Source organism: Nocardia bhagyanarayanae, from assembly GCF_006716565.1.
Lineage (GTDB): Bacteria > Actinomycetota > Actinomycetes > Mycobacteriales > Mycobacteriaceae > Nocardia > Nocardia bhagyanarayanae.
Genome location: NZ_VFPG01000001.1, coordinates 3,099,980 through 3,125,901 on the forward strand (window position 1 = coordinate 3,099,980; position 25,922 = coordinate 3,125,901).

Annotated in this window: 21 protein-coding genes and 1 other RNA gene; 12 read left to right on the forward strand and 10 right to left on the reverse strand. The window is 68.5% G+C overall.

The window, feature by feature from the left end; translation table 11 throughout:
* The first annotated feature begins 33 nt into the window (after positions 1-33).
* The 6 genes from ftsE to smpB all read left to right on the forward strand — a co-directional run bounded on the left by ftsE (position 34) and on the right by smpB (position 5,784).
* Entirely contained in the window at positions 34-723 is a 690-nt protein-coding gene (ftsE, locus tag FB390_RS13210) for a cell division ATP-binding protein FtsE (RefSeq protein WP_141809220.1), read from the forward strand.
* Positions 723-1,625, forward strand: coding sequence for a permease-like cell division protein FtsX (gene ftsX, locus FB390_RS13215; RefSeq protein ID WP_141809221.1), 903 nt, complete (start codon positions 723-725; stop codon positions 1,623-1,625). Before ftsE ends, ftsX begins: the two co-directional genes overlap by 1 nt.
* 223 nt (positions 1,626-1,848) lie before the next feature.
* Positions 1,849-3,672, forward strand: coding sequence for a DNA helicase RecQ (gene recQ / locus FB390_RS13220; protein ID WP_141811737.1), 1,824 nt, complete (start codon positions 1,849-1,851; stop codon positions 3,670-3,672).
* Positions 3,673-3,804: 132 nt separating this feature from the next.
* Positions 3,805-4,878, forward strand: coding sequence for a metallophosphoesterase (locus FB390_RS13225; protein ID WP_141809222.1), 1,074 nt, complete (start codon positions 3,805-3,807; stop codon positions 4,876-4,878).
* Between the two features lie 128 nt (positions 4,879-5,006).
* Entirely contained in the window at positions 5,007-5,243 is a 237-nt protein-coding gene (locus FB390_RS13230; RefSeq protein ID WP_141809223.1) for a WLR motif membrane protein, read from the forward strand.
* Between the two features lie 67 nt (positions 5,244-5,310).
* Positions 5,311-5,784: an SsrA-binding protein SmpB gene (gene smpB / locus FB390_RS13235; protein ID WP_043729939.1), complete on the forward strand. Its 474-nt coding sequence runs from the start codon at positions 5,311-5,313 to the stop codon at positions 5,782-5,784.
* 63 nt (positions 5,785-5,847) lie between these two features.
* On the opposite strand, the gene FB390_RS13240 is transcribed toward smpB, so the two are convergent.
* Both FB390_RS13240 and FB390_RS13245 read right to left on the reverse strand, forming a co-directional pair.
* Positions 5,848-7,146 carry an ABC transporter substrate-binding protein gene (locus FB390_RS13240; RefSeq protein WP_141809224.1) on the reverse strand — a complete coding sequence of 433 codons (1,299 nt, stop codon included), beginning with the start codon at positions 7,144-7,146 and terminating at the stop codon, positions 5,848-5,850.
* A 50-nt stretch (positions 7,147-7,196) separates the two neighbouring features.
* Positions 7,197-8,501 carry an ABC transporter substrate-binding protein gene (locus FB390_RS13245; protein WP_141809225.1) on the reverse strand — a complete coding sequence of 435 codons (1,305 nt, stop codon included), beginning with the start codon at positions 8,499-8,501 and terminating at the stop codon, positions 7,197-7,199.
* Between the two features lie 623 nt (positions 8,502-9,124).
* Between FB390_RS13245 and ssrA the strand changes: the two genes are divergently transcribed.
* Positions 9,125-9,493: a transfer-messenger RNA gene (ssrA, locus tag FB390_RS13250) on the forward strand.
* Between the two features lie 781 nt (positions 9,494-10,274).
* Here the strand turns inward: ssrA and FB390_RS13260 are convergent.
* From FB390_RS13260 to FB390_RS13270, 3 genes are read right to left on the reverse strand one after another with little or no spacing between them, the layout of a single operon-like run.
* The gene (locus FB390_RS13260) at positions 10,275-11,219 is read right to left on the reverse strand and encodes an aminoglycoside phosphotransferase family protein (protein WP_141809226.1); all 945 of its coding nucleotides are present in this window, start codon (positions 11,217-11,219) and stop codon (positions 10,275-10,277) included.
* Positions 11,216-12,346 (reverse strand): aminotransferase class V-fold PLP-dependent enzyme, encoded by a 1,131-nt coding sequence (locus FB390_RS13265; RefSeq protein ID WP_185757025.1) that lies wholly within the window; start codon positions 12,344-12,346, stop codon positions 11,216-11,218. The genes FB390_RS13260 and FB390_RS13265 overlap by 4 nt, the downstream gene beginning before the upstream one ends.
* Positions 12,343-14,784 carry an ATP-binding protein gene (locus tag FB390_RS13270; RefSeq protein WP_141809228.1) on the reverse strand — a complete coding sequence of 814 codons (2,442 nt, stop codon included), beginning with the start codon at positions 14,782-14,784 and terminating at the stop codon, positions 12,343-12,345. Before FB390_RS13270 ends, FB390_RS13265 begins: the two co-directional genes overlap by 4 nt.
* Positions 14,785-15,168: 384 nt before the next feature.
* Between FB390_RS13270 and FB390_RS13275 the strand changes: the two genes are divergently transcribed.
* Entirely contained in the window at positions 15,169-16,737 is a 1,569-nt protein-coding gene (locus FB390_RS13275) for an FAD-binding oxidoreductase (protein ID WP_141809229.1), read from the forward strand.
* 63 nt (positions 16,738-16,800) lie between these two features.
* Here the strand turns inward: FB390_RS13275 and FB390_RS13280 are convergent, their stop codons facing one another.
* Positions 16,801-17,616 carry a cyclase family protein gene (locus FB390_RS13280; RefSeq protein ID WP_141809230.1) on the reverse strand — a complete coding sequence of 272 codons (816 nt, stop codon included), beginning with the start codon at positions 17,614-17,616 and terminating at the stop codon, positions 16,801-16,803.
* A 187-nt stretch (positions 17,617-17,803) separates the two neighbouring features.
* Here FB390_RS13280 and FB390_RS13285 point away from each other — a divergent pair, with 187 nt between their 5' ends.
* Together FB390_RS13285 and FB390_RS13290 are read left to right on the forward strand one after the other, a co-directional pair.
* Positions 17,804-18,697: an ADP-ribosylglycohydrolase family protein gene (locus tag FB390_RS13285; RefSeq protein ID WP_141809231.1), complete on the forward strand. Its 894-nt coding sequence runs from the start codon at positions 17,804-17,806 to the stop codon at positions 18,695-18,697.
* An 83-nt stretch (positions 18,698-18,780) separates the two neighbouring features.
* A complete protein-coding gene (locus FB390_RS13290; protein ID WP_185757026.1) occupies positions 18,781-20,061 on the forward strand; it encodes a glycosyltransferase 87 family protein in 1,281 nt (426 codons plus the stop codon).
* A 195-nt stretch (positions 20,062-20,256) separates the two neighbouring features.
* Here FB390_RS13290 and FB390_RS13295 read toward each other — a convergent pair whose 3' ends face one another.
* Positions 20,257-21,150 carry a cutinase family protein gene (locus FB390_RS13295; RefSeq protein ID WP_141809232.1) on the reverse strand — a complete coding sequence of 298 codons (894 nt, stop codon included), beginning with the start codon at positions 21,148-21,150 and terminating at the stop codon, positions 20,257-20,259.
* A 276-nt stretch (positions 21,151-21,426) separates the two neighbouring features.
* Complete coding sequence (locus tag FB390_RS13300; RefSeq protein WP_141809233.1) at positions 21,427-22,851, reverse strand: amidase; 1,425 nt, start codon at positions 22,849-22,851, stop codon at positions 21,427-21,429.
* A gap of 130 nt (positions 22,852-22,981) precedes the next feature.
* Between FB390_RS13300 and FB390_RS13305 the strand changes: the two genes are divergently transcribed.
* On the forward strand, positions 22,982-24,142 hold the full coding sequence (locus tag FB390_RS13305; protein ID WP_141809234.1) for a hypothetical protein: 1,161 nt from the start codon (positions 22,982-22,984) through the stop codon (positions 24,140-24,142).
* 12 nt (positions 24,143-24,154) lie between these two features.
* Here the strand turns inward: FB390_RS13305 and FB390_RS13310 are convergent, their stop codons facing one another.
* Complete coding sequence (locus tag FB390_RS13310) at positions 24,155-24,751, reverse strand: TetR/AcrR family transcriptional regulator (RefSeq protein ID WP_141809235.1); 597 nt, start codon at positions 24,749-24,751, stop codon at positions 24,155-24,157.
* Positions 24,748-25,428, reverse strand: a complete 681-nt coding sequence (locus FB390_RS13315) for an SGNH/GDSL hydrolase family protein (RefSeq protein ID WP_141809236.1) — start codon at positions 25,426-25,428, stop codon at positions 24,748-24,750. Before FB390_RS13315 ends, FB390_RS13310 begins: the two co-directional genes overlap by 4 nt.
* A 189-nt stretch (positions 25,429-25,617) precedes the next feature.
* On the opposite strand from FB390_RS13315, the gene FB390_RS13320 reads away from it, so the two are divergent.
* Positions 25,618-25,905, forward strand: a complete 288-nt coding sequence (locus FB390_RS13320) for a hypothetical protein (protein ID WP_141809237.1) — start codon at positions 25,618-25,620, stop codon at positions 25,903-25,905.
* The last annotated feature ends 17 nt before the right edge of the window (positions 25,906-25,922 follow it).

Here is a 25,922-nt window from a genome sequence, read left to right on the forward strand (position 1 = left end):
ATGCGCGGGTTTAGCTGGTTACACTGGCTCCCCGTGATCACCATGCGGAACGTCACCAAGTCGTACAAGACGTCGACGCGACCCGCGCTGGACAACATCACGGTCGATGTGAGCAAGGGCGAGTTCGTCTTCATCATCGGACCGTCCGGTTCAGGCAAGTCGACCTTCATGCGCCTGCTCCTCAAGGAGGAATCGCCGAGCGCGGGGGAGATCCGCGTCGCGGACTTCCGAGTCGATCGGCTGCCCGGACGCAAAGTGCCGAAGCTGCGCCAGCGCATCGGCTGCGTGTTCCAGGACTTCCGGCTGTTGCAGCAGAAGACGGTCCAGGAGAACGTCGCGTTCGCCCTGGAGGTGATCGGCAAGCGCCGCCAGATCATCGACCGCACGGTGCCCGAGGTGCTCGACATGGTCGGTCTCGGCGGCAAGGGCGACCGGCTGCCCAGTGAGCTGTCCGGCGGTGAGCAGCAGCGGGTCGCCATCGCGCGCGCGTTCGTGAACCGGCCGCTTGTGCTGCTCGCCGACGAGCCGACCGGCAATCTGGACCCCGACACCAGCGGCGACATCATGATGCTGCTCGAGCGCATCAACCGCACCGGGACCACGGTGGTCATGGCCACCCACGACAACCACATCGTCGACTCGATGCGCAGGCGGGTGGTCGAGCTCGACCGCGGCCGCTTGGTGCGCGACGACGCGATCGGCGTGTACGGAGTGGATCGATAATGCGCGCGAGTTTCCTGTTCAGCGAGGTCGTCACCGGTCTGCGCCGGAATGTGACGATGACCGTCGCGATGATCCTGACCACCGCGGTGTCGCTGGCCATGCTCGGCGGCGGTCTGCTCTCGGTGCGGATGGCCGACAAGACCGAGCAGTACTTCACCGGCCGCCTCGAGGTGCGCTTCTACCTCGACGAGAACATCTCCGCGAACGACCCGGACTGCGCCACCGATCCGTGCCGCTCGCTGCTGACCGACATGAAGAACACCTCGGGCGTGGTCAGCGTGCAGTACCTCAATCGCGCGGCCGCGCTGGAGGAGGCGAAGAAACTCTTCGCCGATCAGCCGGAGATGGTGCAGTACATCTCGGAGACGCCGCTGCCCGCCTCGATGCGGGTCAAGATGACCGACGGCGACCAGTACGAACGGATCTACGACAGCTATCACGCCCGCGAAGGTGTGCGCACCGTCGCCAACGACCGCGAGTTCGTGGACCGGCTGCTGCGGCTGTTCGACGGCCTGCGCAACGCGGCCTTCGGCCTCGCAGTGGTGATGGCGCTCGCCGCGCTGCTGCTGATCGCGAACATGATGCAGATCGCGGCGTTCACCAGGCGCACCGAGGTCGGGATCATGCGGTTGGTCGGCGCGACGCGCTGGTACACCCAGTTGCCGTTCCTGCTCGAGGCAGTGGTCGCGGCCGTCGCGGGCTCGGTGCTGGCGATCGTCGGGCTGCTCATCGCCCGGCCGCTGGTCATCGATCGGGCGCTCGGGCCGCTGTTCGACAGCAATGTGTTCCCGCGGATCACCGGGGACGACATCGCCACGGTTGCGCTGACGATTCTGCCCGTCGGCATCCTGGTCGCGGCCGTGGCGGCCTATGCCACGCTGCGGTACTACGTGCGCGAATAAGACGAGGTCCGGCGGGCGGGCGGTGTGCGCGAGCGGGCCGCCGCGCCCCGGCGAATTCGGTTCATCCCCATGTGGAGAACTCGGCGCTCACGGCGGGATTCACCGTGCAGCGGCGGCGCGATGGTCGGGGGTCGCTCGTAGGATGGGCGGCGTGAATCCACCCGAAGCCCTCCCCGTCGACGTGACCGGTCCCGGCGCTCCCGCGAGCGCCGAAAGCGCTGCGGTGCAAGAGGTTCTACGGTCACGGGAGGTGCTGAGCCGGGTCTTCGGGTACGACAGTTTCCGCGGCGACCAAGCCGAGATCGTCGAGCACGTGATCGCGGGCGGGGACGCGTTGGTGCTGATGCCGACCGGTGGCGGCAAGTCGCTGTGCTACCAGGTGCCCGCGTTGGTGCGGCCCGGCGTCGGCGTGGTGGTCTCGCCGCTCATCGCGCTGATGCAGGACCAGGTGGACGCGCTCAGCGCGCTCGGTGTGCGCGCGGGCTTCCTCAACTCGACGCAGTTCCCCGACGAGCGGCGGACGGTGGAGGCGCAGTTCCTCGCGGGCGAACTCGACCTGCTGTATCTGGCGCCCGAGCGCCTGCGACTGGAGTCGACCGCGCAGTTGCTCGATCGCGGCAAGGTCGCGCTGTTCGCCATCGACGAGGCGCACTGCGTGTCGCAGTGGGGCCACGACTTCCGGCCCGACTACCTGGGCCTGTCGATGCTGCACGAGCGCTGGCCCGACGTTCCGCGCATCGCGCTGACCGCGACAGCGACCGAGAAGACCCGCGACGAGATCATCGAGCGGCTGGATCTGGGCGGGGCGCGGCGGTTCGTCGCCAGTTTCGACCGGCCCAACATCCAGTATCGGATCGAGCCGAAGAACCGGCCGGAGCGGCAACTGCTGGAGTTCATCCGCGCCGAGCACGCCGGGGACGCGGGCATCGTCTACTGCCTGTCGCGCAATTCGGTGGAGAAGACGGCGGCCTTCCTCAACGAGAACGGCATCGGCGCGGTGCCGTATCACGCGGGACTGGACAACCGCACCCGCGCGGTGAACCAGGCGCGGTTCCTGCGCGAGGACGGGCTGGTCGTGGTCGCCACCATCGCCTTCGGCATGGGCATCGACAAACCCGATGTGCGCTTCGTCGCCCATCTCGATCTGCCGAAGTCGGTCGAGGGCTACTACCAGGAGACCGGTCGCGCCGGACGCGACGGTCAACCGTCGACCGCGTGGATGGTCTACGGACTCAACGACGTGGTGCAGCAGCGCAGGCTGATCGACTCCTCCGAGGGCGACGCCGCGCACCGCCGCCAGCTGCAATTACATCTGGACGCCATGCTGGCCCTGTGCGAGACCGTGGCCTGCCGTCGCACGCAACTGCTCGCCTACTTCGGGCAGAGCGGTCAGCCGTGCGGCAACTGCGACACCTGCCTCACCCCGCCCGAAGCCTGGGACGGCACGGTGGCCGCGCAGAAGCTGCTGTCCACGGTCCTGCGCCTGAAGCGTGAGCGCGGGCAGAGCTTCGGCGCGGGTCATCTCGTCGACATCCTGCTCGGCAAGAAGAACCCCAAGGTGCTCCAGTACGACCACCACGAGCTCACGGTCTTCGGCATCGGCACCGACCTGCGGGATACCGAATGGCGGGGCGTCATCCGGCAGCTGCTCGCACAGGGGTTGCTCGCGGTGCACGGCGACTACGGCGTGCTGACACTGACCGAGGCCAGCCAAGAGGTGCTGTTCGACGGTCGTCAGGTGCGGTTGCGGCGCGAGCCGGAGCGGGTCGTCAAACCGGCGCGGTCCGCGAAGCCGGCAAAGGCGGCCGCGGCGGCCGATCTCGCCGCCTCCGATGTGCCGCTGTTCGAAAAGCTGCGCGAATGGCGCGGCGCCACCGCCAAGGAGCAGGGCGTGCCCGCCTACGTCGTCTTCCACGACGCGACCTTGCGCGAGATCGCCACCCGCAAGCCCGAGAGTCTGGCGCAGCTGGGTGCGATCGGCGGCATCGGTGAGAACAAGCTCGCCAAGTACGGCGAGCAGGTGCTCGAGGTGCTCGCCGCCGAGTAACCGGATCCGCACATCCCGGAGCATGAACCGCACATCCCGGTGGACGCACTGTGAAATGTCGACCCCTCAAATCGACGGGCCCGTCACGGTGCGCCAGGATGATCGGGATAGCGGAGTCGCGCGGAGGTCGGTATGAGTGGTGGGCAGGGAATCGGTCGTCGGGAACTGCTGGCGGGTGCTGCCGCGGTCGCGGCCGGAGCGTCACTGGTGGGGTTGACGCCCGCCCAAGCGGTTCCAGTGGCGGCGGGCGTCACCAAGTTCGCGCTCCCGGCCGAGCGCGCCGTGCGCGTGCTCGTCACCGGCGACGCGGGCACCGGCACGCGCACGCAGTGGGCGGTCGCGGACGCCGCGCGGGCCTTCCACGCCCGCGAACCGTTCTCGCTCGCGGTCGGCCTCGGCGACAACATCTATGAGAGCGGTCCGAAGAGCGGCGACGACGAGCAGTTCGCGAGCAAGTTCGAACACCCGAACGCCGGGCTGGATTTCCCGTGGGCGATGGTGCTCGGCAACCACGACACGAGCTCGGTCATCGGCGGCGACGGTGGCTGGCTGCTGCGCGGCAACCACGAGGTCGAATACCACGCCAACTCGCCGCGCTGGTGGATGCCGAGCCGCTACTACTCCGTCCGGGTGCCCGAAGAGCGGCCGGTGGTCGAGTTGTTCGTGCTCGACCTCAACCCGCTGGCCGCCTACCTGCCGCCCCTGTTCGCGCCCTACTGGGCGGTCGACGGCGAGTTCATGAACGCGCAGCGCGCCTGGCTGGACCGGGCGATCGCCGAATCGCCCGCGCGCTGGAAGATCGTGTGCACGCACCACCCGTACCTGAACAACGGCCCGCACGGCGACGCGGGCAACTACGAGGGCCTGTCCATCGAACCCCTCAACGGCGTGCACGTGAAGCGGTTCTTCGAGGACCACGTGGTTGGCAAGTGCCATTTCATCCTCTCCGGCCACGATCACTCGCTTCAGGTGCTCGAACCCACCGCGGCGGCCAAGGGCACCCGCCAGCTGGTGTCGGGCGCGGCCGCGAAAACCGTCGGCGCCGAGCCCCGGGTCGGCGCCGGGACGCCCGCGCTGTACGAGAGCTACCACCAGCTGGGCTTCATGGTCATGGACCTGACTCCCAGCGCGGTCGATCTCCGGGTCGTCGCCGTGGATCCGGCGACAGGTGCGGGCACCGAGGTGTTCGGCCGTCGGCTGGCCTGACGGGCGCTCTCGATCGAGAGCCGAGCGGGGCGATACCACGCGAGGAGCGGCCGGACGCACATCACCGAATCGCAACACCCCACCGGGTTGCGCCGGTAACTTCCCGCCGCGGCGGTTACCGTGCAGGCATGGCACCCGGTGATGGCCCGCCCGAAGGTGGTTCCGAAATGTCCGGCGGATCGCCGCCGCCCGACACCCCCGCCCTAGCGCCGCACGGCCCGATGGACGACGCGGTGGAGTCCGTGTGGCTCGGTCGTCGGCGCAGTCCCGTCCACCTCGGCCGCCCGCGCCTGTCCACCCTGCTCATGCTCGCCGCGTTCGTCGCGGTCCTCGTGGTCTACATCGCGCTGCGACCCGGCGGCTGACGGTCCGGCCCGGCACTGGGCGGAGCGCGGAATAAAACGGTTGCCGCGTCACTTAGAGTTGACCGTTATGAAGGAAAAGGGGCGCAAGGTCATCGCGACCAACCGCCGGGCGCGGCACAACTACACGATCCTCGACGTCTACGAGGCGGGGATCGCGCTGGTCGGTACCGAGGTCAAGAGCCTGCGGGAGGGCAAGGCCTCGCTGGTGGACGCCTTCGCGACGGTCGACAACGGCGAGGTGTGGCTGCGCGGGCTGCACATTCCGGAGTTCAGCCACGGCACCTGGACCAACCACGCGCCGCGCCGCGTGCGCAAGCTGCTGCTGCACAAGCGCGAGATCGAGCGCCTGGTCGGCAAGTCGCGCGAGGGCAACCAGACGCTGGTGCCGTTGTCGATGTACTTCTCCGACGGCAAGGTCAAGGTCGAGCTCGCACTGGCCCGAGGTAAGCAGGACTACGACAAGCGCCAGGATCTGGCGCGCCGGACTGCCGAGCGTGAGGTCACCCGCGAGCTCGGGCGCCGGGTCAAAGGCATGCGCTGAGGCCTGTACGAAGAACCCCTGGCGTGATCGAAAGGATCGCGCCAGGGGTTCTTCGGTTTCACGTCACAACCGCGCGCACGGTCCGTGCAGCGTCACGCGTTGCAGCGTCGGCCCGCGGAAGTCGGGCACCAGCGTGCGCGACCCCATCGGCGCGTTCGCGTCGGGCACACCGATGACCGCCTGCTGTTTGGTCAGGTCCGGTTCACCCGATCCGTAGTTGTGCACGGCCGCCATCCCCTCCGAGTCCACCGACAGTCCCTCCAACGCGCCGCGCACACCCGCGCGGGTCAGGTCGCCCGCCGCTTCGGCCCTGCTGAGCACCGCCTTCATCGGGTAGGAGACCGCCCAGCCGAGGTTGTAGCCCCAGTTGGTCGGCGGCTGTAGGGCCGCGGCGCGGGCATGCTGAGCGCCGACGCTGCGGCCGTCCCAGCCGTCGTAGGGCGAGGTGTAGTTGTACAGCGAGGTGATCGCCGCCGCGGCGGGCGTCTTCAGCAGCGCGCCGTTCCAGGTCGGGGTGGAACCGAGGAAACGGCCGTCGTAGCCGCCCGCGACGAGTTTGCCGATGATCTCGGCGGTTTCGGCGGGACCGGTGGCGAGCAGCACCACGTCCGGCGGGTTGGCCAGGATCTCGGCGACCGGTCCGTCCTGGTTGCCGACCTCGGAGTTCGGGCCGGTGTCGATGCGCGCGTTGACGATCGCGTTGTTCTCCGAAGCCCAGCGCAGCGCGCCGTTGGCGTAGTCGCCGCCGTAATTGCCACGGAAGGCGACGACCGCGATCGTGCGTGGCCTGGACTGGAACTGGGCGAACCAGTCCAGGCCCATGATCGCCTCGGTGCAGTACGAATACCCGGTGTCCAGCACCAGGTTTCGATCGGTCTCGCGATACTGCCAGCCCGACCACAGGGTGCCCGCGCCGGTCAGCAGATCGACGGCGTCCATCTCCGGCAGCACCGAAAGCGTCTGCGCCGTACCGAAACTCATCGCCAGCGCGAGGACGTTCGGTTCGATCTCGTGGAACTTCTGGCGGTGCAGGCCGGGGTCGTAGGCGGTGTCTCTGGCGTAGGTCGTGATGTCGACCTCGTAGTTGCCGATGCCGCCTGCCTTGTTGACCTCTCGCCAGAAGGCCAGCTGGCCGTCGTTGAGTGCCTTGCCGAGCGGGGCGAACGGCCCGGCCTCCAGGTCGGACAGCACGCCGAGGTAGATACAGCCCTTGCTCTTGTCCACCGCCTGCGGGCACGGCGCGCTGGTGACGCCCTGTCCCGTCTCGGTCGATGCCGACGAACAGGCCGCCAGTGCGAAGCCCAAGGCGATCGCGGCCGCGGCGGCGCGGAACAGCCTGCGGCGGCGGCGGATTGGTCCCAAAATTCTCTTCCTTCGATCCAAACGAACGCGGTGCTCGGTGGCCTGCCGGTTCACAGCCGGACGCACGGCCCGTGCATGGGCAGTTGCGGCAGGGTCGGTCCGCGGTAGTCGGTGGCCACCGTGCGCGAGCCTAGCGGCGCGGACGAGTCCGGGGCGCCGATCGCGGCACGCTGGGCCGCGTAATCCGGTGCGCCGGCGTGGTAGGTGTGCGGCGCGGCCATACCCTCGAAATCGACCGTCAGCGCGTCCTGAGCCGCCCGCACGCCGACCCGATTCAGCGGGCCCTCTGCCGCCGCCTTGGTGAGCAGCGCCCGCATGCTGTAGGAGATCGCCCAGCCGAGGCCGTAACCCCAGTTCGTCGGCTCCTGCGGCGCGGCGGCGCGAGCCCTGCGGGCGCCCGTGCTGCGTCCGTCCCAGCCCTCGACCGGTGTGGTGTAGTTGTACAGCGCCGAAAGCGCGGGTCCGGCGGGCGTTTTGAGCAATGCGCCGTTCCATGTGGGCGCCGAGCCGAGGAAGCGTCCCTGGAAGCCGCCCGCGACGAGTTTGCCGATGATCTCCGCGGTTTCGGCGGGGCCGGTCGCCAGCAGCACGAGATCCGGTGGGTTGGCCAGGATCTCGGCGACGGGACGGTCCTGGTTGCCGACCTCGGTGTTCGGGCCGGTGTCGACGCGCGAGGTGACCAGCACGTTGTTGTGCGCCGCCCAGCGCAGCGCACCGTTGGCGTAGTCGCCGCCGTAGTTGCCGCGGAACGCGATGACGGCCAGGTTCTTCGGGCGGTAGTGGTGCTCGGCGAACCAGTCCAGGCCCATGATCGCCTCGGTGCAGTACGAATAGCCGCTGTGCAGGACCAGATTCAGATCCGCTTCGCGATACTCCCAACCCGACCAGAGGGTGCCCGCCGAGGTCACCATGTCCACCGCGTCCATCTCGGGCAGCACGGCGAGGGTCTGGGCGGTGCCGAGGCTCATCGCCAGTGCCAGCACGTCCGGCTCGATGTCGCGGAACTCCTCGACATGTCGATGCGGATCGTAGGCGGTGTCCCTGGCGTAGGTGGAGATGTCGATCTCGTAGCCGCCGATCCCACCCGCCTTGTTGACCTCGGTCCAGAACGCCGTCTGCCCGTCCTGCATCGCCCTGCCGAGCATGGCGAAAGGTCCGCCGCCGAGATCGGAGAGAACGCCGAGGTAGATACAGCCCTTGTCCCTGTCGATCGCGTTCGGGCACGGCGCGCTGGTGACGCCGGGGCCGGTGGTCTCACTCGGCGTCGAACACGCCGCGGCCAAGACGAGTCCGACGATGATCGGTACCGCCGCGGCGTGGAACAGACGACTACGTCGCCTGCTGGTGTTGCCCATTATTGCTCCCTGTTCCGGCCGCCGGTCGCTCCAAATCCGGTACGGCCGAACAGGAACAGTACCGGGGAGTAGGGCGGTGAGATGGTGGTTTCGCGGTTGCGGTGGAGTTGTTCGGGGGATGGCGGGGAGTCGGACGACTGACCTGACGGGTGTGCCGTCGTGGTCCGGGGGTCGCCGTGGCGCGATGCTCGGTGCCGACCCTGTCGGCGGTGCTGTCCGGTGGCCTGAGGCGAAGAGTCGTCGGGGTCCTGTGTCGCCCGGCGTCGATGTCGCGGTCGTCGAAAGCTGGTGGACAGGTCGCGGTCGCAAGGTTGGCAATTGGCGTCGCGGGCTGGCATCGATCGACTCGCGGCGAGGAGGCCTAGCGGAAGGGATAGTGGTTCGCCTCGGCGGGTAGCGCGCCGGGAGTCCGCTTCGTGCGAACCTCGCCGCTGTCTGGGAACTCTCGCGGCGGTGTCGACGTTGAACCATCGACACCCGCTCGACGGCGCACCTACCGCGCGAGGTTGTCCCGATGCGTGATCGGATCTGATCGATATGATCCGTAACACGCACAAATAATCGGGATGATCCGACGATGGGCGAGTGTTAGCATTACTAGCCCGCAAGGTGCGGGCACGTACGGGGCTGAACGGTTTCGACTGCGTACGTTGATTCAGGGGAAGCGTGTCGGTGCAGGCAAGAGACCACCGTAAGCGTCGTTGCAACCAATTAAGCGCCGATTCTCATCAGCGCGAGTACGCTCTCGCTGCCTAAGCGACAGCGTCTCTGTCGGCCCGGGATATGCCCTCGGTCCCGGTGCCGGCATCAGCTAGAGGGCTCACCGTCCGACTCGGTCGCGGGGCCGGACGGGACATCGAACAGCGACTGGGATCGTCATCTCGGCTTGTTCGCGTGACCGAGAGATCCGAGCAGAGACACAGCGAACTGCACACGGAGAAGTCCTGAAGACACGGCGGAGGACCCGGGTTCGATTCCCGGCAGCTCCACCCTTGAAGGCGAGTGCTCGTGAAGAGCACTCGCCTTTTTTGCGGGTTCCGCGTGTTTTGTGGGGGCGAAGCCCCCACACCCCACCCGGCGGGCTTCGCCCCCGGACCCCCACCTGTGGCTTGCCTACCCAATGCCGCCGCGCCCCGGACCTCGTTCTCCGGTTGCCTAACCCTGCGCCGCTGCGCCCCGGACCCCGCTTCTTGGTCGGCGAACTCGACGTCAAAGAGCCGTGGCGCTTCCGCGTTCGAAGTGCATCAATCCGGGGTGTGTGCCCGTGGACGGGTCAAACACCTTCACACCCTTACCTGTGAAGTCCTTCACGTTCTGGGTCGCCACAGTCGCATCATGGGCTAGGGCGATAGCCGCTATCTGTGCGTCGAGGACTTCCCCAGCCGTCGGTTTGGGTCGCCGAAGGCATCGAGCAGATCGGCCCGGCTCGAGTAAGTTCCTGATGCCCATGAGTGCGAGGCCCATCGTGGAGCGGTCGATCACCGCCGAACGTCTGGTCGCCGAGCTACTGGGGACAGGCCAGCTCGGGTTGGGAGATGGTGATGTCGCAGCCCACCGGCCTGAACCAGAATCCCAACACGAATGGGGTGGCGACGACGTGCTCCGGCATGTCGCGCATTGAAAGTACCGGCCCGCCACACCGAGCCGCTCGCGCGGCGAACCTGCAGTTCGGTGCGCCGCCTGAATTGTTGGGCTTGCGGCGCAGGGGATTCCCGCCGGGGATCGGCCGGGTCTGCTTGCGACATACGCTAATCACGGAGTGACGAGCGGCGTCTACTGTCGCGGTCGCTGAGCGGACAGGTCCTCCACGATCCGAGCCGTATCCGTCGCGTGCACGAAGTCGGCCATGCGGTCGGCCGAAGCCGGGATGTACGGCCTGTATTCGGCGACCGCCAGGACATAGGTCCAGGCGTGCAGGCGGATTGGGTTGAGGAGGGGGTGGAGGGCGAGCTGGTCGAGGCGTTGTTGGATCGAGGTGGTGCCGGTTTGGATGGCGATCCAGAGGGCGGCCTCGGCGTTGATGTCTCCGATCGCGCCGAGGGGGTCGATCGTGTACCAGTGGCCGGGGCCTTCGAGGATGTTCTTGGCTTGTAGGTCGGCGTGCAGGACGTGGCGTTCTGTGGTGGTTTCCAGCAGGATGCCGAGGATGGTTTCGGCTTCGGCGAGGTGGGTGGACGCGCCGAAGGCGTTCATCGCCGAGGTGTAGAGCGGGTCCGCGAATCGTTCACGGGCCCAATCCATTCGCATGTGCGCGACGTTCGCCAGATCTTTGAGGCTCGGCGGCGGTGGCAGGTGTGTTTGGTTCAGGCGGGTCAGCAGTTCGCCGTAGTGCGCGGCGTCGGTGGCGTCGTTCTCTGGCCAGGCGATGGAGCCCGGCAAGATGCGGGTCATGAGAAAGACGCCGGTTTCGTCGTCGCGGTCGAGAATCGTCGGCCCGGCATCCGCCGGAGCCCACCGTTGGAGCAGATGGGCTTCGGTGTAGCCGGATTCCTGGTCCACCGGAATCTTCAGTACGGCGGGGGTCCCGTCGGGAGTGGTGCAGTAGACGCAGCAGGACATGGCGCCGCTGTCCGCGATGCTCTCCGGAAGCAACTGCCACTGTCGCGCGTAGGCGGCGATCCGCCCGGGCAGGACGTCGAGCCAGGCGCGGCCGTCTTCTTCGCCGCGCAGGAAGAGAATCGCCTTCTCGAGCCGTTCGGGGATAGGAGGCACGCTCATTGGTGGAGTACCTCCTCGAGCCGGGCGGCGAGGGCTGCGATGTCGCCGCGGTCGTTGTATACGTGGGTTGCTATGCGGAGCAGGCACTCTCCACTCGGCCCCGGACCGACCCAAGTTCTGATGTCGGCCTCGCTCAGCGCTGTCTTGACTTCGGCCACCGTCACACCTTCAAGGATGAACGACCGTAGCCGGGGCGGAAGGTATTCGCGCTCGGCCGTGGGTCGTGCGGCGAGTCCGGTGAGGGTGGACGTCGCATGGTCGGCAAGCTTTTCGCACTCGGTGAGTAGGCCTCGATCATCCCAGCGGTGCCACTGTGCGATGGCGTCGCCGAGGCACAGTCGGGGGACCGGGTCGAAAGTGCCCGGCCACGAGAACCGCTCGACGAGGTCCGCGGAGTCCCATGTCAACGACACTTCGGCCGGTCGAACCTGGTGAACGAATTGCTCTGTCAGCCAGAGGAACCCGACGGAGCGTTCGGTCGGCAGCCACTTGTGCAGGGTGCCGAACATGGCTGCAGCGCCCCACGTGTCGGGCGTCAGGCGGATGTGGCCCGGTCCGTGTGCCGCGTCGAGAACGGCGTGTCCACCGCGTCCCCGGACCCACTGGGCGATCTCCGCGACGGGTAGCCACAGTGCCGCCGACGACGAGACGAGGCTGGCCTGTAGGTAGGAAACCGGCCCGGGCACTTCAGCTTCCAAGCTGCTGAGGAGGGCTTCGGTTCCTCGGAAGGGCAGCGGGACGGCGATTTCGATGTACCGCGCACCGGCTCTGCCGCACGCCAGTTGCCACGCCCGGTTGATGGACGAGTATTCGGTGTCGAGGACGACCACGGTGTCTGCCGCGGTCAGCGGGAGCGAAGCGATGATCGCCGCGGCTCCCGATGTCGCGTTCGAACACAGCGTGGTGTGTTCGGGCGTCAACCCGAAGGCCGTACACACCAGGGCGGTTCGGTCGCGTAGCTGCTCGGTGAGTTCAGCGCCGAGAAACCGGGTGGGATCGGATTCGATGCGGTGCCGGTGCTTCACGGCGGCGTCGGCCACCGTACGCGAGGCTAGACCGTAGGAGGCGTGGTTGAGTTGGATCAGGCCGGGCGCGAGGTCGAACTCCTCGTACGCGGCTGGTTTCACGATGCCGCCCCGGCCCAGGGCAACGTGGCGCGCAGTTGCGGCAGACTCTGCACGTCGAACCGGAAGATCGCTTCGGCCGCGTGTGCGTCAGGGGGTGTCGCGCCGAGTTCGGTGATCGCGAACTCGGTGGGATTCCAGTTTCTCGGCCGACGCTCCAGCGCACCGAGGTGTCCGCCGAGCCGAGCGCAGCGGTCGGGAGCGAGGAAGTCTTCGTGGCAGACGTGCCGGAGCCGTTCGAGAAACATTTCGGCGGCGTTCGGACCATTGACCTGGTCGAGTTCGTGGACCTGCCAGGCGAGCATGGTCGCCACCCGCCCCAATGAGGGTGCCAGGCTGACGTCGAGGTAGCGGGCGAAGGCTTCCGCGGCGTCGGAATGCCGATGCTGGAGACCGAGTACCCGACTGGAATCTCGCAGATGTGGCGGGTTCTCGCTGGCGACGCCGGAGGTGCGCGACATCGCGGCCAGTTCCTCCAGCAACTGCCAGGAACGGTCGAGTTCCAGGCAAGCCATGGTCTTTTTGCTCAGCCAGTGCAAGGCCTCGTATTCCGCATAGGGATGGCCTGTTTCGCGAGCCGCGTCGATGGCCTCGGCCAGCCACCGATCCGCCGCGGCGGGGTCGTAGGCCGCCAGATGCGCCAGACCTCTATGCCCGAACGCACGGGACCGGACCTCAGGGTCGCTGCTCATCGCCGCGACCCGGTCACATAGTTCGATACAGAGCGGCGCATTCTGCACGGGCCCGCACAATGCGACCTCGGCCTGCAACATCAGCGCCTCGGACAGGATTGGGCCCGGCTGGGGATGATCGGCGATCAACTCTTCGAGCGCCTGGCTCGTCTGCTCCCAGTCGCACGTCATGCGCAGATTGCGCGCCCAGAGCAGCCGCACGTTCGCCTCCAACGCCGGAGCGATCGTCTCGTGCCCAGCGCGGGCGAGTGCGTCCGTGCACGCTTCGGTGCCGCCGACGTGGTCGCCTTCGGCTGACAGGCATTCCGCGAGAAGCGCCGACGCCTCGAACGAGGGCGTCTGCTCCACCGCGATCCGGGCGAGGTCGCGCGCTTTGGAGACGGAGCCCAAGATGAACTGCCGCCGCGCCGCCGCAAGCGCGAGCGTCCCGGCTTTGGTTCGATTTCGGGCGGCCACGGCGACGGCGGCCGCGCGTACCTGTAGCTCGTCGTCCCAATCCTGCTCGGCCTCCAGGATTTCCAGTAGACGCGTGTGGTGGCGCCGCCAACGAGGGGCATTGGCGGCGCCACGATCGCGCAGGATCTGGGCGAACAGCGGGTGGTGGATCAGGTACCGGTCGTAGTCGCCACGCGGTTCGGCCGGACGCACCAGGCCGTGCTCGGAGAACAGGACATGCAGTCGTTCGTATACGTCGTCGATGTCCATGCGCGCCAGCCGCGCGAGGTAGTCGACTTCGAAGCTGTAACCGATCAACGCCGCGACTTCGAGCAGACGCTGATCCTCGTCGACGAGGTACGACAGCCGCTCTTCCAACACGGCGGTGATCTGCTGCGGCGCCGAGCCGCCCGCATGGTCTCCCAGTCGAACCATCGACTCGGCGAACAGCGGATTGCCCGCACTCAGTCGAACGATCTTCGAAACGACGTGCGGTGCGACGGAGCTACCACCCGCGGATTGGCGGATTAGCAGTTCGGTATCGGCACTCGACAGTCGAGGAAGATCCATGACGACCGTCTCCGGCAGGTACCGGCACAACCGGAACACCGCACGCTGCAGCGGATGCGTCTGATCCGGGGAACGCAGCTGATCGGGACGGTAGGCGAGGACGAGGACCAACGGACCCTTCACCCGCAGCGCGATCGTGGTGAGCAGATCGATGGTGGCGGTGTCGGCCCAATGCAGATCGTCCAGGACCATGAGCACCGGGCTGTCGGTGAGCAGATCCTCGATCAACCGCAGTAGTTGGTCGAGCCTGCTGTCGATCTCGGTTTCGTCGCGACCCGACTCGGCGTACGTCTGTCCGGTGCGGACGCCCGCCGCCAGCAGTTGACCGACAATCGGGACCGACTCGATCCAGTCCGGCGCGTGCTCGCGGAAGGACGACACCATTCGGTTCAATCGACCTCGCGCGCCCGAGCGCTCCGCGGACGAGGCCAACGACCGCAGACACTCGCGGATCGCCTGGAAAGAGTCTGAGGCCAGCGAGTTCAACATCGCCTGCCCGTATCCGGCCAGCAACCCCGCTTCGGCGTGCTCCGTCATCGCTCGATGAGCAAGAGTGGCCAAGAGGCTCGTCTTGCCGACGCCTGCTTCGCCGCGCAACACCAGCACGGTGCTTTCGCCGGTCCGGACGGCGTGGTCGACGCGGCCTAGTAGCTGCGAGAGTTCATCGACGCGGTCGACCAGAGGAGGCGGCGCAAGAAGGCGCGACAACCCGATCCCCTCCCACTCATCCGGTTCAGTGAGCACGAATCGTACTCGACGGCAGAGCGTTTGGCCTGGGAAAGCGGGTTCGTGTCAAGCCCGGTTGTCCTACTGTGGGGTTTGGATTCCGGCATGTAGCGTCGGGCGCTGAGTGGCGGTTGAGGTTCCAGTCTTCGTATCCGGTTCGCGGGTGACGGCGGCAGAGTTCTTGCGAGGGCGGGTCTGTGGACGGTGGCCGCCATTTGTCTATCGACCGTAGTCAAATGGTTCTGACGGGAGAGAAATGGTGGTTTCGGATGCCCCGAGAACCACCATTTCTCTCCCGTCGATCGGGAGCCGGGTGAAGTAAGGGGCCGGTCGTCTTTTCCCGCGGGCGTTCGGGGGATACCGTGGGGGGTCGTTCGATCTTGATGGCTAGGGGAAGGCGTCATGGCACTGTCGCGTCGGCGGTTGTTGGTTGCGTCGGCGGTTGGTGGGGCCGCGGCGGTGGTTGGGGCGCCGGTGGCGGGGGCTGCCGAGTTGCGGGTGGTCGGGGTCGGGGATCCGGAGTATTTGCCGTTGGTGCTGCGTGGGTACAACCGGCGTTTCCTGGCGCGGCCGGAGCAGATCTATGTGCCGACTTCGGTCGAGCAGGTGCGCGTCGCGGTGGGGCGGGCGGTCGCGGCGGGGTCGCGGTTGGCGGTGCGGTCGGGCGGGCACTGTTTCGAGGATTTCGTCGACTCGGCGCAGACGCGGTCGATCATCGATCTGAGCCGGATGAACGAGGTGCGCTGGGACGAGACGCACCGGGCGTTCTCGGTGGACGCCGGTGCGGAGCTCGGCGCGGTGTACGAGGCGCTGCATCGGCGCTGGGGCGTGACGATTCCGGCGGGGATCTGCCTGGGCGTCGGCATGGGCGGGCATGTGAGCGGTGGTGGGTACGGGCCGCTGTCGCGGCGGCTCGGGCTGGTCGCGGATTATCTGTACGGGGTCGAGGTCGTCACCGTCGGCGCGGACGGGGAAGCCAGGGTGGTCCTGGCGACCGAAGATGGCGCGGATTCGGATCTTTGGTGGGCGCACACCGGCGGCGGTGGTGGCAATTTCGGTGTGGTGACGCGGTATCTGCTGCGTGCGCCGCTGTCCGATGGCGCCGACCCCGCGACGGCGCTGCCGAAACCGCCTGGCGCGATGCTGAATTCGCGGGTGGTTCTGCCGTTGATGAGCGAGACCGCGTTCGTGCGGCTGCTCGGGAACTATCTGGCGTTCTTCGAGCGCAACAACGCGCCGGGCAATCGGTTCGCGGGACTTTACGCGCCGTTGAGTTTCCGGACGGTCGGCACGGGGTTCGCGCAGATGCTGGTGCTGTTGGACGCCGATTCTTCCGACGCCCGAGCGCAATTCGACGAGTTCCTCGGTGCGGTGCTCGACGGGGTGGACGCTGTTCCGGTCGTGCAGCCGGTCGCCCAATTGTCGTATTCCGACACGGTGCGGCAGGTGTACTACCCGAAAGGTTCACTGACGCCGCGGGTCAAGGTGAAGGCGGCTTATCTGCGGCGGGCTTACTCCGAGGATCAGCTGCGCGTTTTCTACCGGTACCTGACGGATCTCGCTGTGCTCGGCGAGACGGAGGTGGAGTTCCTGCCTTTCGGCGGTGCCGTCAATGCCGTCGCTTCCGATGCCACGGCGATACCGGCGCGGAACGCTTTCGCGCAGATGCTGATTCATACCGCTTGGCGGCTACCGGATGCCGACGAGCAGCATCTGCGGTGGGCGCGCGAGCTGTTCCGTGCGGTGTACGCGTCCACCGGGGGCGTGCCGGTTCCCAACGCGGACAACGGCGGAAGTTACATCAACTACCCGGACCCCGATCTGGCCGACCCGCGCTGGAACACTTCCGGTGTGCCGTGGCACCGCTTCTACTACGGCGACAACTACCCGAAGTTGTTGCGTATCAAGGAGTCCTGGGATCCGCGCGGCGTCTTCCAGCACGCCCTGTCGATCGGTCGACCGGACTGGTGAGTGCGGCGGACTCGGACGCTCGGCGAAACGCCTGCGCTCTGCCCGCCGGCCTCCAACCACCCCTCACGTAAGCGCGATCACCCGACACGGTCCTCCGGTCCCACCCAAATGCTTCGGCGCTCCGACAACCACCGTCGCACCCGAAGCGGGCGCCGCGCCGAGATTCGCCAGCATCTCCACCCCGTAGCGCCCTGCACCGAGAATCGCGCTGTGCGCGCCATGGTCTCGGCTGAGCGCGTGGTCCAGGCTAAGCGTGTCCACCCCGACTCCGACGACCCCGCACCGCTCCACCAGGTACGCGGCCGCGTCGGGTGCGATGCCCGGCGCGTGCGGCGCGCCGTGGGAGTCGAGATTGAGAAACGCCGCGGCATCGCCGATGTGGCGTTCCCAGCCGGAATACATTGCGACGAACGCCCTTTCGGGAATGCGGCCGTGTTCGGACTGCCAGCGATCGATATCGTCGATGGTGAGTGCCGCGTCGGCGTCGCGCTCGGCCCGCGCGCTGATGTCGATGACCACCAGTGGCGCGACGAGATCCGTCACTTCCACTACGTCGGTGGTCGCGCCGCCTGGCACGCGATGCGCGGGCGCGTCCAGGTGGGTGCCGGAGTGTTCCCAGAAGGCGAGGGCGTTCTGGCCGAATCCGCCGAGGGCGTGCCAGGCGACCGGCGTCGTGGTGAACGGCGGGTTGCCTGGCCAAGTCGGCAGTCGCGAGCTCAGGGTGTGGGTCAGATCGAGGACGCCGCCGGACGGCGGAACGGCGCGGGCGGGTGGCGCGGCGGCGGCGAGGGCTGTGAGCCCCGCGGCGGCGAAGAGCGCGCGACGGCTGGGCCGGGCGGCGTTCTCGTGGGCGAGCTCGACGATACGCGGCGCGCACATGTCAGCGGTTCCGGATCTGCGGCATGGTGGTCCTGACTCTCGGCGAGCGGCGGCGCTCGCGAATGCGCGTGCTGGGCGGTGTCCTTGGACCGGCGACATCCGACGACCCCGACCGAAGATAACCGGTTCCCGCCGCGGCGACCTGGATAGCTGGCGAATGTCACTGCGGCTGGGCAGAATCGCGCCAATGATCGCCGACCGCCGTTCCCGCGCCGTCGCGTCGCTGCGGGGGCTCACCGTCGGCGACGCGTTCGGCGGCTGCTTCTTCGTCCCAGACAACCTGCCCGCGCTGCGTGCGCGCGAATTGCCGCCGGACCCCTGGTGGTGGACCGACGACACCGAGATGGCGTGCTCGGTCTTCGCCGTCCTCGATCGTCACGGTCGCGTCGACCAGGACGCGCTCGCCGCCTCCTTCGCCGAACACCACGACTTCGACCGCGGCTACGGTCCGAGCGCCAACCGCATGCTGCGCCTCATCCGGCAGGAGGGCGGCGACTGGCGCGAGCTGGCGACCGCCGCGTTCGGCGGGAAGGGCTCCTGGGGCAACGGCGCTGCGATGCGGGTCGCTCCGCTGGGCGCGTACTTCGCCGACGATCCGGACCGGCTGATCGACGAGGCGGCAGCCTCGGCCGAGATCACGCACGCCCATCCGGAAGGTGTCGCGGGCGCGATCGCCGTGGCGCTCGCCGCGGCCATCACGCGATCGCGCGGCGCGGATCTGCTCGACGCGGTCGCGGCGCGCACACCATCGGGTGCGGTCGGCGACGGCATCGCCGCGGCACGCGACTTGCTCGATGCCGATCCCGCCGAGGCCGCCCGAGCGCTCGGCAACGGCCGCGAGGTCTCGGCTCCCGACACGGTGCCGTTCTGCCTGTGGATCGCCGCCCGCTTCGACGACTTCGCCGAGGCGTGCTGGGCCACCGCGAGCGCCGGCGGCGACGTGGACACGACATGCGCGATCGTCGGCGGCATCCTCGGCGCGCGCGGCGCGACGATTCCGGACGAATGGCTGCGGCGATGCGAGGAATTGCCGGACTGGTCGGGCGTCACGCTCGGCGGGTCCGCGCTGCGACAAGGGTAGTTATCGACTGGCAATTCAACGAGCGGCGCCGATCCCGCGCCACCCGTCGAACACCGGCGCGCAGGTCGGTATAGTCGCCGCGGATGAGTAGTTCCGCCGCCTGTGATGTGCCGATGTCGTCGACCCGCCGGTTAGGGCGTGTGGTCTGGCTTGTGCCTGCGCTGCTCGTGGCGTTCACCACGCTGTGTCTGACGCTGCCGCTCTGGCCGTTCAAGGAGATCACCGGCGGCTTCATCGACCTGCAGGTCTACCGTCTCGGCGTCGAAACGCTGCGCGACGGCGGCGACATGTACGGACAACTCCCGCAGACGACCATCGGCATCGGTCTGCCCTTCATCTATCCGCCGTTCGCCGCCCTGGTGCTCGCGCCGTTCGCGCTGCTGCCCTGGGACGTCGCGGCGTTCGCCTTCTTCGTCACCTCGGTGGCCGCGCTGACGATCACGCTGTACCTGGTCGCCCGGCGGGTCTGGCCGGGCGAGAACGCGCGGCGGGTCGCGTTGTTCGCCACCGCCTGCGCGGCGCCGCTGGCCCTGCTGCTGGAACCGACCCGCTCGACGCTGGACTTCGGCCAGGTCAACCTGCTGCTGATGGCGCTGGTCGCGGCCGACTGCCTGACCGAGAAGCCGAAGTGGCGGCGCGGCATGCTGATCGGCATCGCGGCGGCGATCAAGCTGACTCCTGCCGCATTCGTCCTGTTCTTCCTGGTTCGCCGCGACTACAAGTCGGCGATCACCGCCGCCGTCACCGGCGCCGCCGCGACCGCGCTCAGCTTCCTCGTGCTGCCGAGCACCTCGGCGAAGTACTGGTTCGGCGGCCTCGGCAATGTGGACGGCCTGAGCGGCTCGGCGTTCCACACCAACCAGTCGATCCAGGCGGTGCTCGCCCGGTTGCGGGTGCCGGAGCCCGCTTTCACCCTCGTCTGGCTGGTGGCCGGCGCGGCCCTGCTCGCGCTCGTCGTGCTCGCGATGCGGCGGGCGGCCGACGCTCCCGCGCTCGCACTGGCCATCAACGCGGTCTTCACTTTGCTGGTCTCGCCGATTTCGTGGTCGCACCACTGGATCTGGATCGCGCCCGCGCTGTTCGCCGTGATCGGCTACGCGATCCGGCTGCCGTGGCGGCGTGCGCTGGGCTGGTACGCGGTCGCCGCCGCCGTCGGTGCGGTGTTCGTCTACGGTCCGCAGAACTGGCTACCCAACGGCGAACAGCGCGAGTCGCTGTGGACGCCGTGGCAGCATTTCATCGGCAATACCTACGTGTGGCTGAGCGTGCTGCTTGTGGTGTTGTTCCTCGCGACGTCCAGGCGCAAGACGGCGGCGCTGACACCGGCGCACGTCCGGCAGGACGTACCCCAGCCGGTTTCGTAGCCGGTTCACCAGAGCGCGCGCGTCATCTCGGCTTCGAGGCGCGGGTCCGTGTCGGAGCACGGACGACACCGAATTTGGCGCTGCCTACCGCCCGGTGTAGAGGAGCTGGGCGGGGCAGCCGCGACTGATTCAACGGGCCGTTCCTGAGCCGCGAGTACTCGGTTCGATGAGAAAGCGCTGAGAATCGGCCCGGGCTCAGGCCAGGGAGGCCAGCCACTCGTGCATCCAGCTCAGCGCCGTCTCGCCGCCGCCGACGGGGTAGCTGCCGTAGAGGGTGTGCGCCTCGGAGCGGTAGAACTCCTCGAGCTTCCTGCGGCGTTCCTCGTTGGCGGAGTCCGAGAGCTGGTTCTGCAGCAGCGCGACACCGCCGCGCGCCATCAGATCGTTGACGATGGTTCCGAATTCGAGCTGGTAACGCCACATGTTGGCGAGGTCGGGGCTGGAGCTCTGGGCCAGGAAACCGGCGAACCTGGTGACGAAGTCGTCGGAGGCGGTGGCGCAGTAGAGATCGCCGACCGCGCAGATCGTGCGGGTCTGCGGCGTGACCCAGCCGAATCCGCCCACCCGCGGACCGCCCGCGCCCGCGCCGCCGACCGGCGGGCCGACCAACGCGTCGGTGGGGGAGCGGCGCGGGTCGGAGATGAGGCCGACCGCCACGATCCGTTGCGGCGGCACCACGCCGAGCCCGGTGCCGATCTCGGCGGCCACGTCGCCCGCCGCGTCGGCGCCCTGGCTGTAGCCGACCAGCGCGAGCTTGGTCGCGCCGCACTGGCGCCCCATCGCGCCGAGCATGCCGCGGGCGTTGTCGACGGCTTCCTTCTTGGACGCGCCGTACACGTCGCCCTCCCACGGGAAGGCGGTCGCGGCGTAGCTGACGTAGTCGACACGCACCGAGGACGGCAAGCCATCGGTCACTCCGGCGAGCATGCCGGGACCTGGCCGGTGCTCGTCGCTCTCCCAGGTACCCGGAATCGCCACGACGTACATGCTCGGACAGCCCGGATCGGCCTGCGCCCCGCCGCCGACGGAAATGGTGGACAACGCCATCGCCGAGATAGCGATGACCGCACGAAGAAGTGTGGATCGCATGGTGCCGCTCCCCTTGCTGCACGCCCCGCTGGGGCTCCACTGACCGATCCGCCCCCCGGAAGACCCCAGTCGGCGCTGCCGGACGGAGCCGTCCGAACCCGAGAGGGGGTTGCTGTACAGCTTGTGGGACGTCCGGAAGGCGGCTTTGAGACCATAGGGTCTCAGATGCATGCGAGGGTAGCCCAGGCGTGCGACGGCACACAATCGCCGCCAATAGTGATTCAGATCACCAAACCGGCGGAAGTTTCGACGTTTCGACCGACCCCGCCGCTCCCATCAGCGAATTCGCGCTACGGCTCCCGCTTCTTCCGGCCAGCGCTGCGCCCACGGCCTCGCCTTTTCGATTTGCGCTGCGACGCGCAGGATTTCGAGTTCACCGTCGGGACGGCCGACCAGCTGGACGCTGAGCGGCAGTCCGGAATCCGACCAGCCCGCGGGGATCGCGGCGGCCGGGTTACCGCACACGTTCCACATCGCGGTGTAGGCGGTCATCGGCATGCTGCGCAGGATCGCGTGCAGCGCGCCCGCACCGTCCAGCCTGCCGACCGGCGGCGGCAGCTGCGGCAAGGTCGGGGTGAGCACAAGGTCGTAGCGTTCGAAAACGCGGTGGACCCGGGCGGCGACTCGTTCGCCGTGGCGCTCCGCCCAACGCAGCACGGGTTCGGGTGCGAGCGCACGCGCGGTGGCCGCGAGTGTGCGAGTACGGCGCTCGAGGAGGTCGGGGCGGTCGACGCGCTCGGCCTCCTCTCTGATGCCGCCGAGGAATTGCGGGAAGAACGCGGAGGTGGCGTCGGGATAGTCGGGATCGAATTCCTCGACGTGGTGGCCGAGTTCGGTCAACGTGCCGGCCATCGAGCGGACCGCCGCGGCGCACTCGGGATCGAGGCGGGTCATGGGCACGGCGGAGCGCACCGACACGGCGATCCGCAAGGGCGTCGCGGGGGCGGCCGCCGAGAACGAGATCGTCGGCGCGGGCGCGTGCCAGCGATCCCCGGCGACGGTACCGCTGATGACGTCGTAGAGCAGTGCGCTGTCGGCGACCGACCTGGTCAGCACGCCGAGCGTGCCGAGCGCGCGCCACAGGTCACCGTTGGGCGCGGTGCTGACCCGCCCGCGCTGCGGCTTCAAACCGAACAGACCGCAGCACGCCGCCGGAATCCGGATCGAGCCGCCGCCGTCGCCGCCGGTGGCCGCCGCCACCACGCCCGCCGCTACCGCCGCCGCGGAACCGCCGCTGGAGCCGCCCGTACTGCGGGTGGTGTCCCAGGGATTGCGCGTGTAGCCGTGCGCCGCGGATTCGGTGAACGGCCAGGTGCCGAACTCCGGCATCGCGGTCTTGCCGACGATGATCGCGCCCGCCGCGCGCAGCCGTCGCACGATCTCCGAGTCGGCCGCGGCGGGTGTGGTCACCGCGGCGCCGCCGTAGGTGGTGCGGACGCCCGCGACGTCGACCTCGTCCTTGATCGCGATCGGCACGCCGTGCAGCGCGCCGAGTTCTCGCCCGGCTGCTTGGTCTTCGTCGCGGGTTCGGGCCTGCGCCAACGCTTCCTCGGCGAGCACGGTGACGAAGGCGTTGAGCCGCGGCTGGACGCGGTCGATGTGCGCGAGGGTCTGCTCGGTGAGTTCGACCGCCGAGATGCGACCGGTACGGATGGCCTCGGCCTGGCCGAGAACTCCGGTGTACCGCGGTCGCTCACTCATCGGGTTCCCTCTCGTGGGGCCGGTGCGTTCACGTGGACGCACGTTCAGTTGTCCGATTAGATGTCGCGCCGTGTGGCGTGTCAAGGGTGGTGCGGGGCATCGGCGCCGTTCGCGGGTGATACTGGCGCGCGTGAACATGATCGCCGTGCTGCGCCGCGTTCTCGCGGTCGTCGCTGTCGTAGGTTCCGCCGTGGCGCCGATGGCGCTGACGCCGCCGGCGCAGGCCGGGCCGCTGACGGACTGCGGGTGGAGCAGACGGATCGGCGCCGACACGCTGAACGTCGCGCTGCCCGACACCTTCGCCAACTACTGGATGGCGGCCGTCCCCGGGTTGCCCGCCGAGGGCATCACCCTGCGCGGCCGGTATCCGCACGGCCGGTACATCTCGTTCACCAGCTACCAGGGATCGCGGACCTTGGACGGCCTGGACGATCTGCGCATCGATCCGGATCCGGGCAGCGTCAACCCGTTCCGGCCCGGAGCGGACCGTGCGGCGACCGAACGCTCTTTCACGGTGCGGGTACTGCCGGGCCCGCGACCCGAGCGGCCCGCGCCGAACACCCTCTACGCGGATTCCGGACTGGCCCTGATCATCTACCGGGTCTACCGCGCCGACGAGGGGCGCGATCCGCTCGGCGGGGAGCCGTTGCCGGAGATCACCGTGCACGGGGCCGACGGCCCGCGCGTACTTCCGGCGTGCACGGCGGATCAGGGGGCGACCGACACGTCCGCCGCGCGCCTGTCCAGCGGTCAGCGTCTGCCCGCGAACGTGCCGGGCCCGGACTACCGCGTGTGGTCCAAGACGAGCGGCGACGGCGTGTTCGCCAACCCGGACAACACCTATCTCGCCTCGCACGTCGCGCCGCGGGCGGGGCAGGTCGCGGTCGTCCGCGCCAAGCTCCCGACGACCCCCGCGACCTACCGCGGCCAGGTGACCATGGCGCCCGCGCAACTGCGGTACTGGTCGATGTGCTCGAACGAACTTGCCACGACCCGTGTTTCGGCCTGCGTCGTCGACGACGAGACGCCGGTCGACGAGCGGGGCTGGTTCACCGTCGTGGTCTCCGATCCCGCCGACCGGCCCGCGAACGCGACCCGTGATTGCGGCGTCGCGTGGTTGCCGACGACCGGTATCACCACCACGCTCTTGATGCGGAACATGCTGCCGGACAAGGATTTCGCGCAGGCGATCCAGCGCGCGCCGGAGGGCGATCCGGCCTCGGGGATGGGGGATTACCACCCGCGTACCGAGTTGCGCGCGACCGCCGAGTTCGAGGCGATCGGCTGCTGAGTTCGCCGTCCGTCAGACCGGAACGAGCAGATGATCGAGCACCCGCCGAACCATCGACGCGACATCCGAATCTCCCAGGCGCAGGGCGGTATTCGCCGCCAGCAACACCGCGTCGAGCTGAAAGGCCGCGAGCTCCGGGTCGAGCTCGCCGATCTCGCCGACCGCCACGGCATGCCGGAACTGCGCCGCGAGGGTGGCGCGCCAGTCGCGTTGGTCGCGCAGCAACGCCTCGCGGACCGACCCTGGGCGGCTGTCGAATTCGGTCATGACGGCGGCGCGGAAACAGCCGCCCGCGAACAGTGGCTCCTCGGCGTAATCGAGCCAGTGCGCTACGAGCGCACGCAGCTGGGGGACTCCGCGCGGCTCACTGCGCGCTGGTTCCACGACGGCGGCGACGAAGAGCTCGCGCGCGTGGTCGATGGCCGCGAGTTGCAGCGTCTCCTTCGATTTGAACAGCGTCTGCACCCCCGCCTTGCTCATGCCGGTGTCGGTGGCGAGGCGGCCGAAGCTGAGGCCGTCGAGGCCGTCGAGGGAGGCTAGGTCGACGGCTCGGCGCAACACCATGCCGCGGGTGCGCGCCCCGCGCAACAGCCGCTTGTCGGTGGTCACGACGCGACCCGCTGACCGAGGCGATGGGCGAGCTGCTTGACCGTTTCGGCGGCGAGCACCGCCTGGCCGTTGGTGGCGAAGTGGATGCGGTCGGCGCTGAGCAGATCGGCGCGGTCGTTGACCGGGTGATCCCACATGTCGACGACTACCGCGCGATACTCGGCGGCCACCCGGCGGGTGATCGCGTTGACGGTGCGGACCCGGTCGGTCCAATCCGCGAACACGGGCACCCGATACGCGCGGCCGAGCGTGAAAGTCGTCAGCTGTGCGCCCGTCGCCGCGGCGCGGCGGTACAGCTCGCGCAGGCGTCCCTCGATCAGCGCGTAGTCGGGGGTTCGGCGGACGATGTCGTTGGCGCCGCACGGCAGGTGCAGCAGGTCGGGGGCGAAATCGATCATGCGATCCAGCTGGTCGAAGGCCTGTTCGGTCGTGGCGCCGTCGACCGCAGTGTTGAGGTACGCCAGGTCGGGCGCGACCCGCCGCAGCGCGTCGGCGACGCGGTCGGCCCAGGACAGGCTGGCGTATCCGGAGCGCGGATCGCCGGTGCCTGCCGAGAGGCTGTCGCCGATCACCCCGAAGCGCCGCCAGGGTGCGTCGAACAGGAGGGCCGCGGACTCCAAGGCGGACAAGCAGTACGGGTCCGATTCTTCGGTGCTGAAGTGCTCTGCGATGCTCACGAACTAAACATACGTCCGACCGTATACAGCGATCAAGAGCGAATTCCTGGCCGGAATTCTCGATTTCGGACCGGTCGTTTTAGTTCGCGAAACACGCTGCACCCCAATGTTTCCGGTCGGATCGCGGTAAGATCACGTCGGCGTTTTCGAACCGTCGCCGACATTCTGAAGAGGGGTACAGCTGTGAGCATGATTCTCGCTACGGCACATGACATGTACGGCACAGTGCTGGCCCAGGTCGGGAACCCGACCCCCGAGGCCCCGCCCATCTCGGACAAGATCCTCCAGATGGTTCGCTACCTCACCTGGTTCGTGCTGCTCTCGGGAATCGCCGCCATCACCTACGCGGGCGGCCGGTTCGCCTGGGAGAAGTGGACCGGCGGCGGCCTCCAGTCGCCGAAGATGGTGGCCGGAGCCATGCTGGGCGGCGCCATCGCCACCAGTGCGGGCACCATCATGAACGCCGTCGTCGGCTGAGGCCGGGCCGGGCGTCG

What these genes read in the sequence shown, in the direction of transcription:
- FB390_RS13300 (WP_141809233.1), bottom strand. Translation starts at nt 22,851, where the DNA reads ATGAGTGAGCGACCGCGGTACACCGGAGTTCTCGGCCAGGCCGAGGCC.
- FB390_RS13260 (WP_141809226.1), bottom strand. Translation starts at nt 11,219, where the DNA reads ATGAGCGTGCCTCCTATCCCCGAACGGCTCGAGAAGGCGATTCTCTTC.
- smpB (WP_043729939.1), top strand. Translation starts at nt 5,311, where the DNA reads ATGAAGGAAAAGGGGCGCAAGGTCATCGCGACCAACCGCCGGGCGCGG.
- FB390_RS13290 (WP_185757026.1), top strand. Translation starts at nt 18,781, where the DNA reads ATGAGTAGTTCCGCCGCCTGTGATGTGCCGATGTCGTCGACCCGCCGG.
- ftsX (WP_141809221.1), top strand. Translation starts at nt 723, where the DNA reads ATGCGCGCGAGTTTCCTGTTCAGCGAGGTCGTCACCGGTCTGCGCCGG.
- FB390_RS13320 (WP_141809237.1), top strand. Translation starts at nt 25,618, where the DNA reads ATGATTCTCGCTACGGCACATGACATGTACGGCACAGTGCTGGCCCAG.
- FB390_RS13230 (WP_141809223.1), top strand. Translation starts at nt 5,007, where the DNA reads ATGGCACCCGGTGATGGCCCGCCCGAAGGTGGTTCCGAAATGTCCGGC.
- FB390_RS13275 (WP_141809229.1), top strand. Translation starts at nt 15,169, where the DNA reads ATGGCACTGTCGCGTCGGCGGTTGTTGGTTGCGTCGGCGGTTGGTGGG.
- FB390_RS13285 (WP_141809231.1), top strand. Translation starts at nt 17,804, where the DNA reads ATGATCGCCGACCGCCGTTCCCGCGCCGTCGCGTCGCTGCGGGGGCTC.
- FB390_RS13225 (WP_141809222.1), top strand. Translation starts at nt 3,805, where the DNA reads ATGAGTGGTGGGCAGGGAATCGGTCGTCGGGAACTGCTGGCGGGTGCT.
- FB390_RS13295 (WP_141809232.1), bottom strand. Translation starts at nt 21,150, where the DNA reads ATGCGATCCACACTTCTTCGTGCGGTCATCGCTATCTCGGCGATGGCG.
- FB390_RS13280 (WP_141809230.1), bottom strand. Translation starts at nt 17,616, where the DNA reads ATGTGCGCGCCGCGTATCGTCGAGCTCGCCCACGAGAACGCCGCCCGG.
- FB390_RS13245 (WP_141809225.1), bottom strand. Translation starts at nt 8,501, where the DNA reads ATGGGCAACACCAGCAGGCGACGTAGTCGTCTGTTCCACGCCGCGGCG.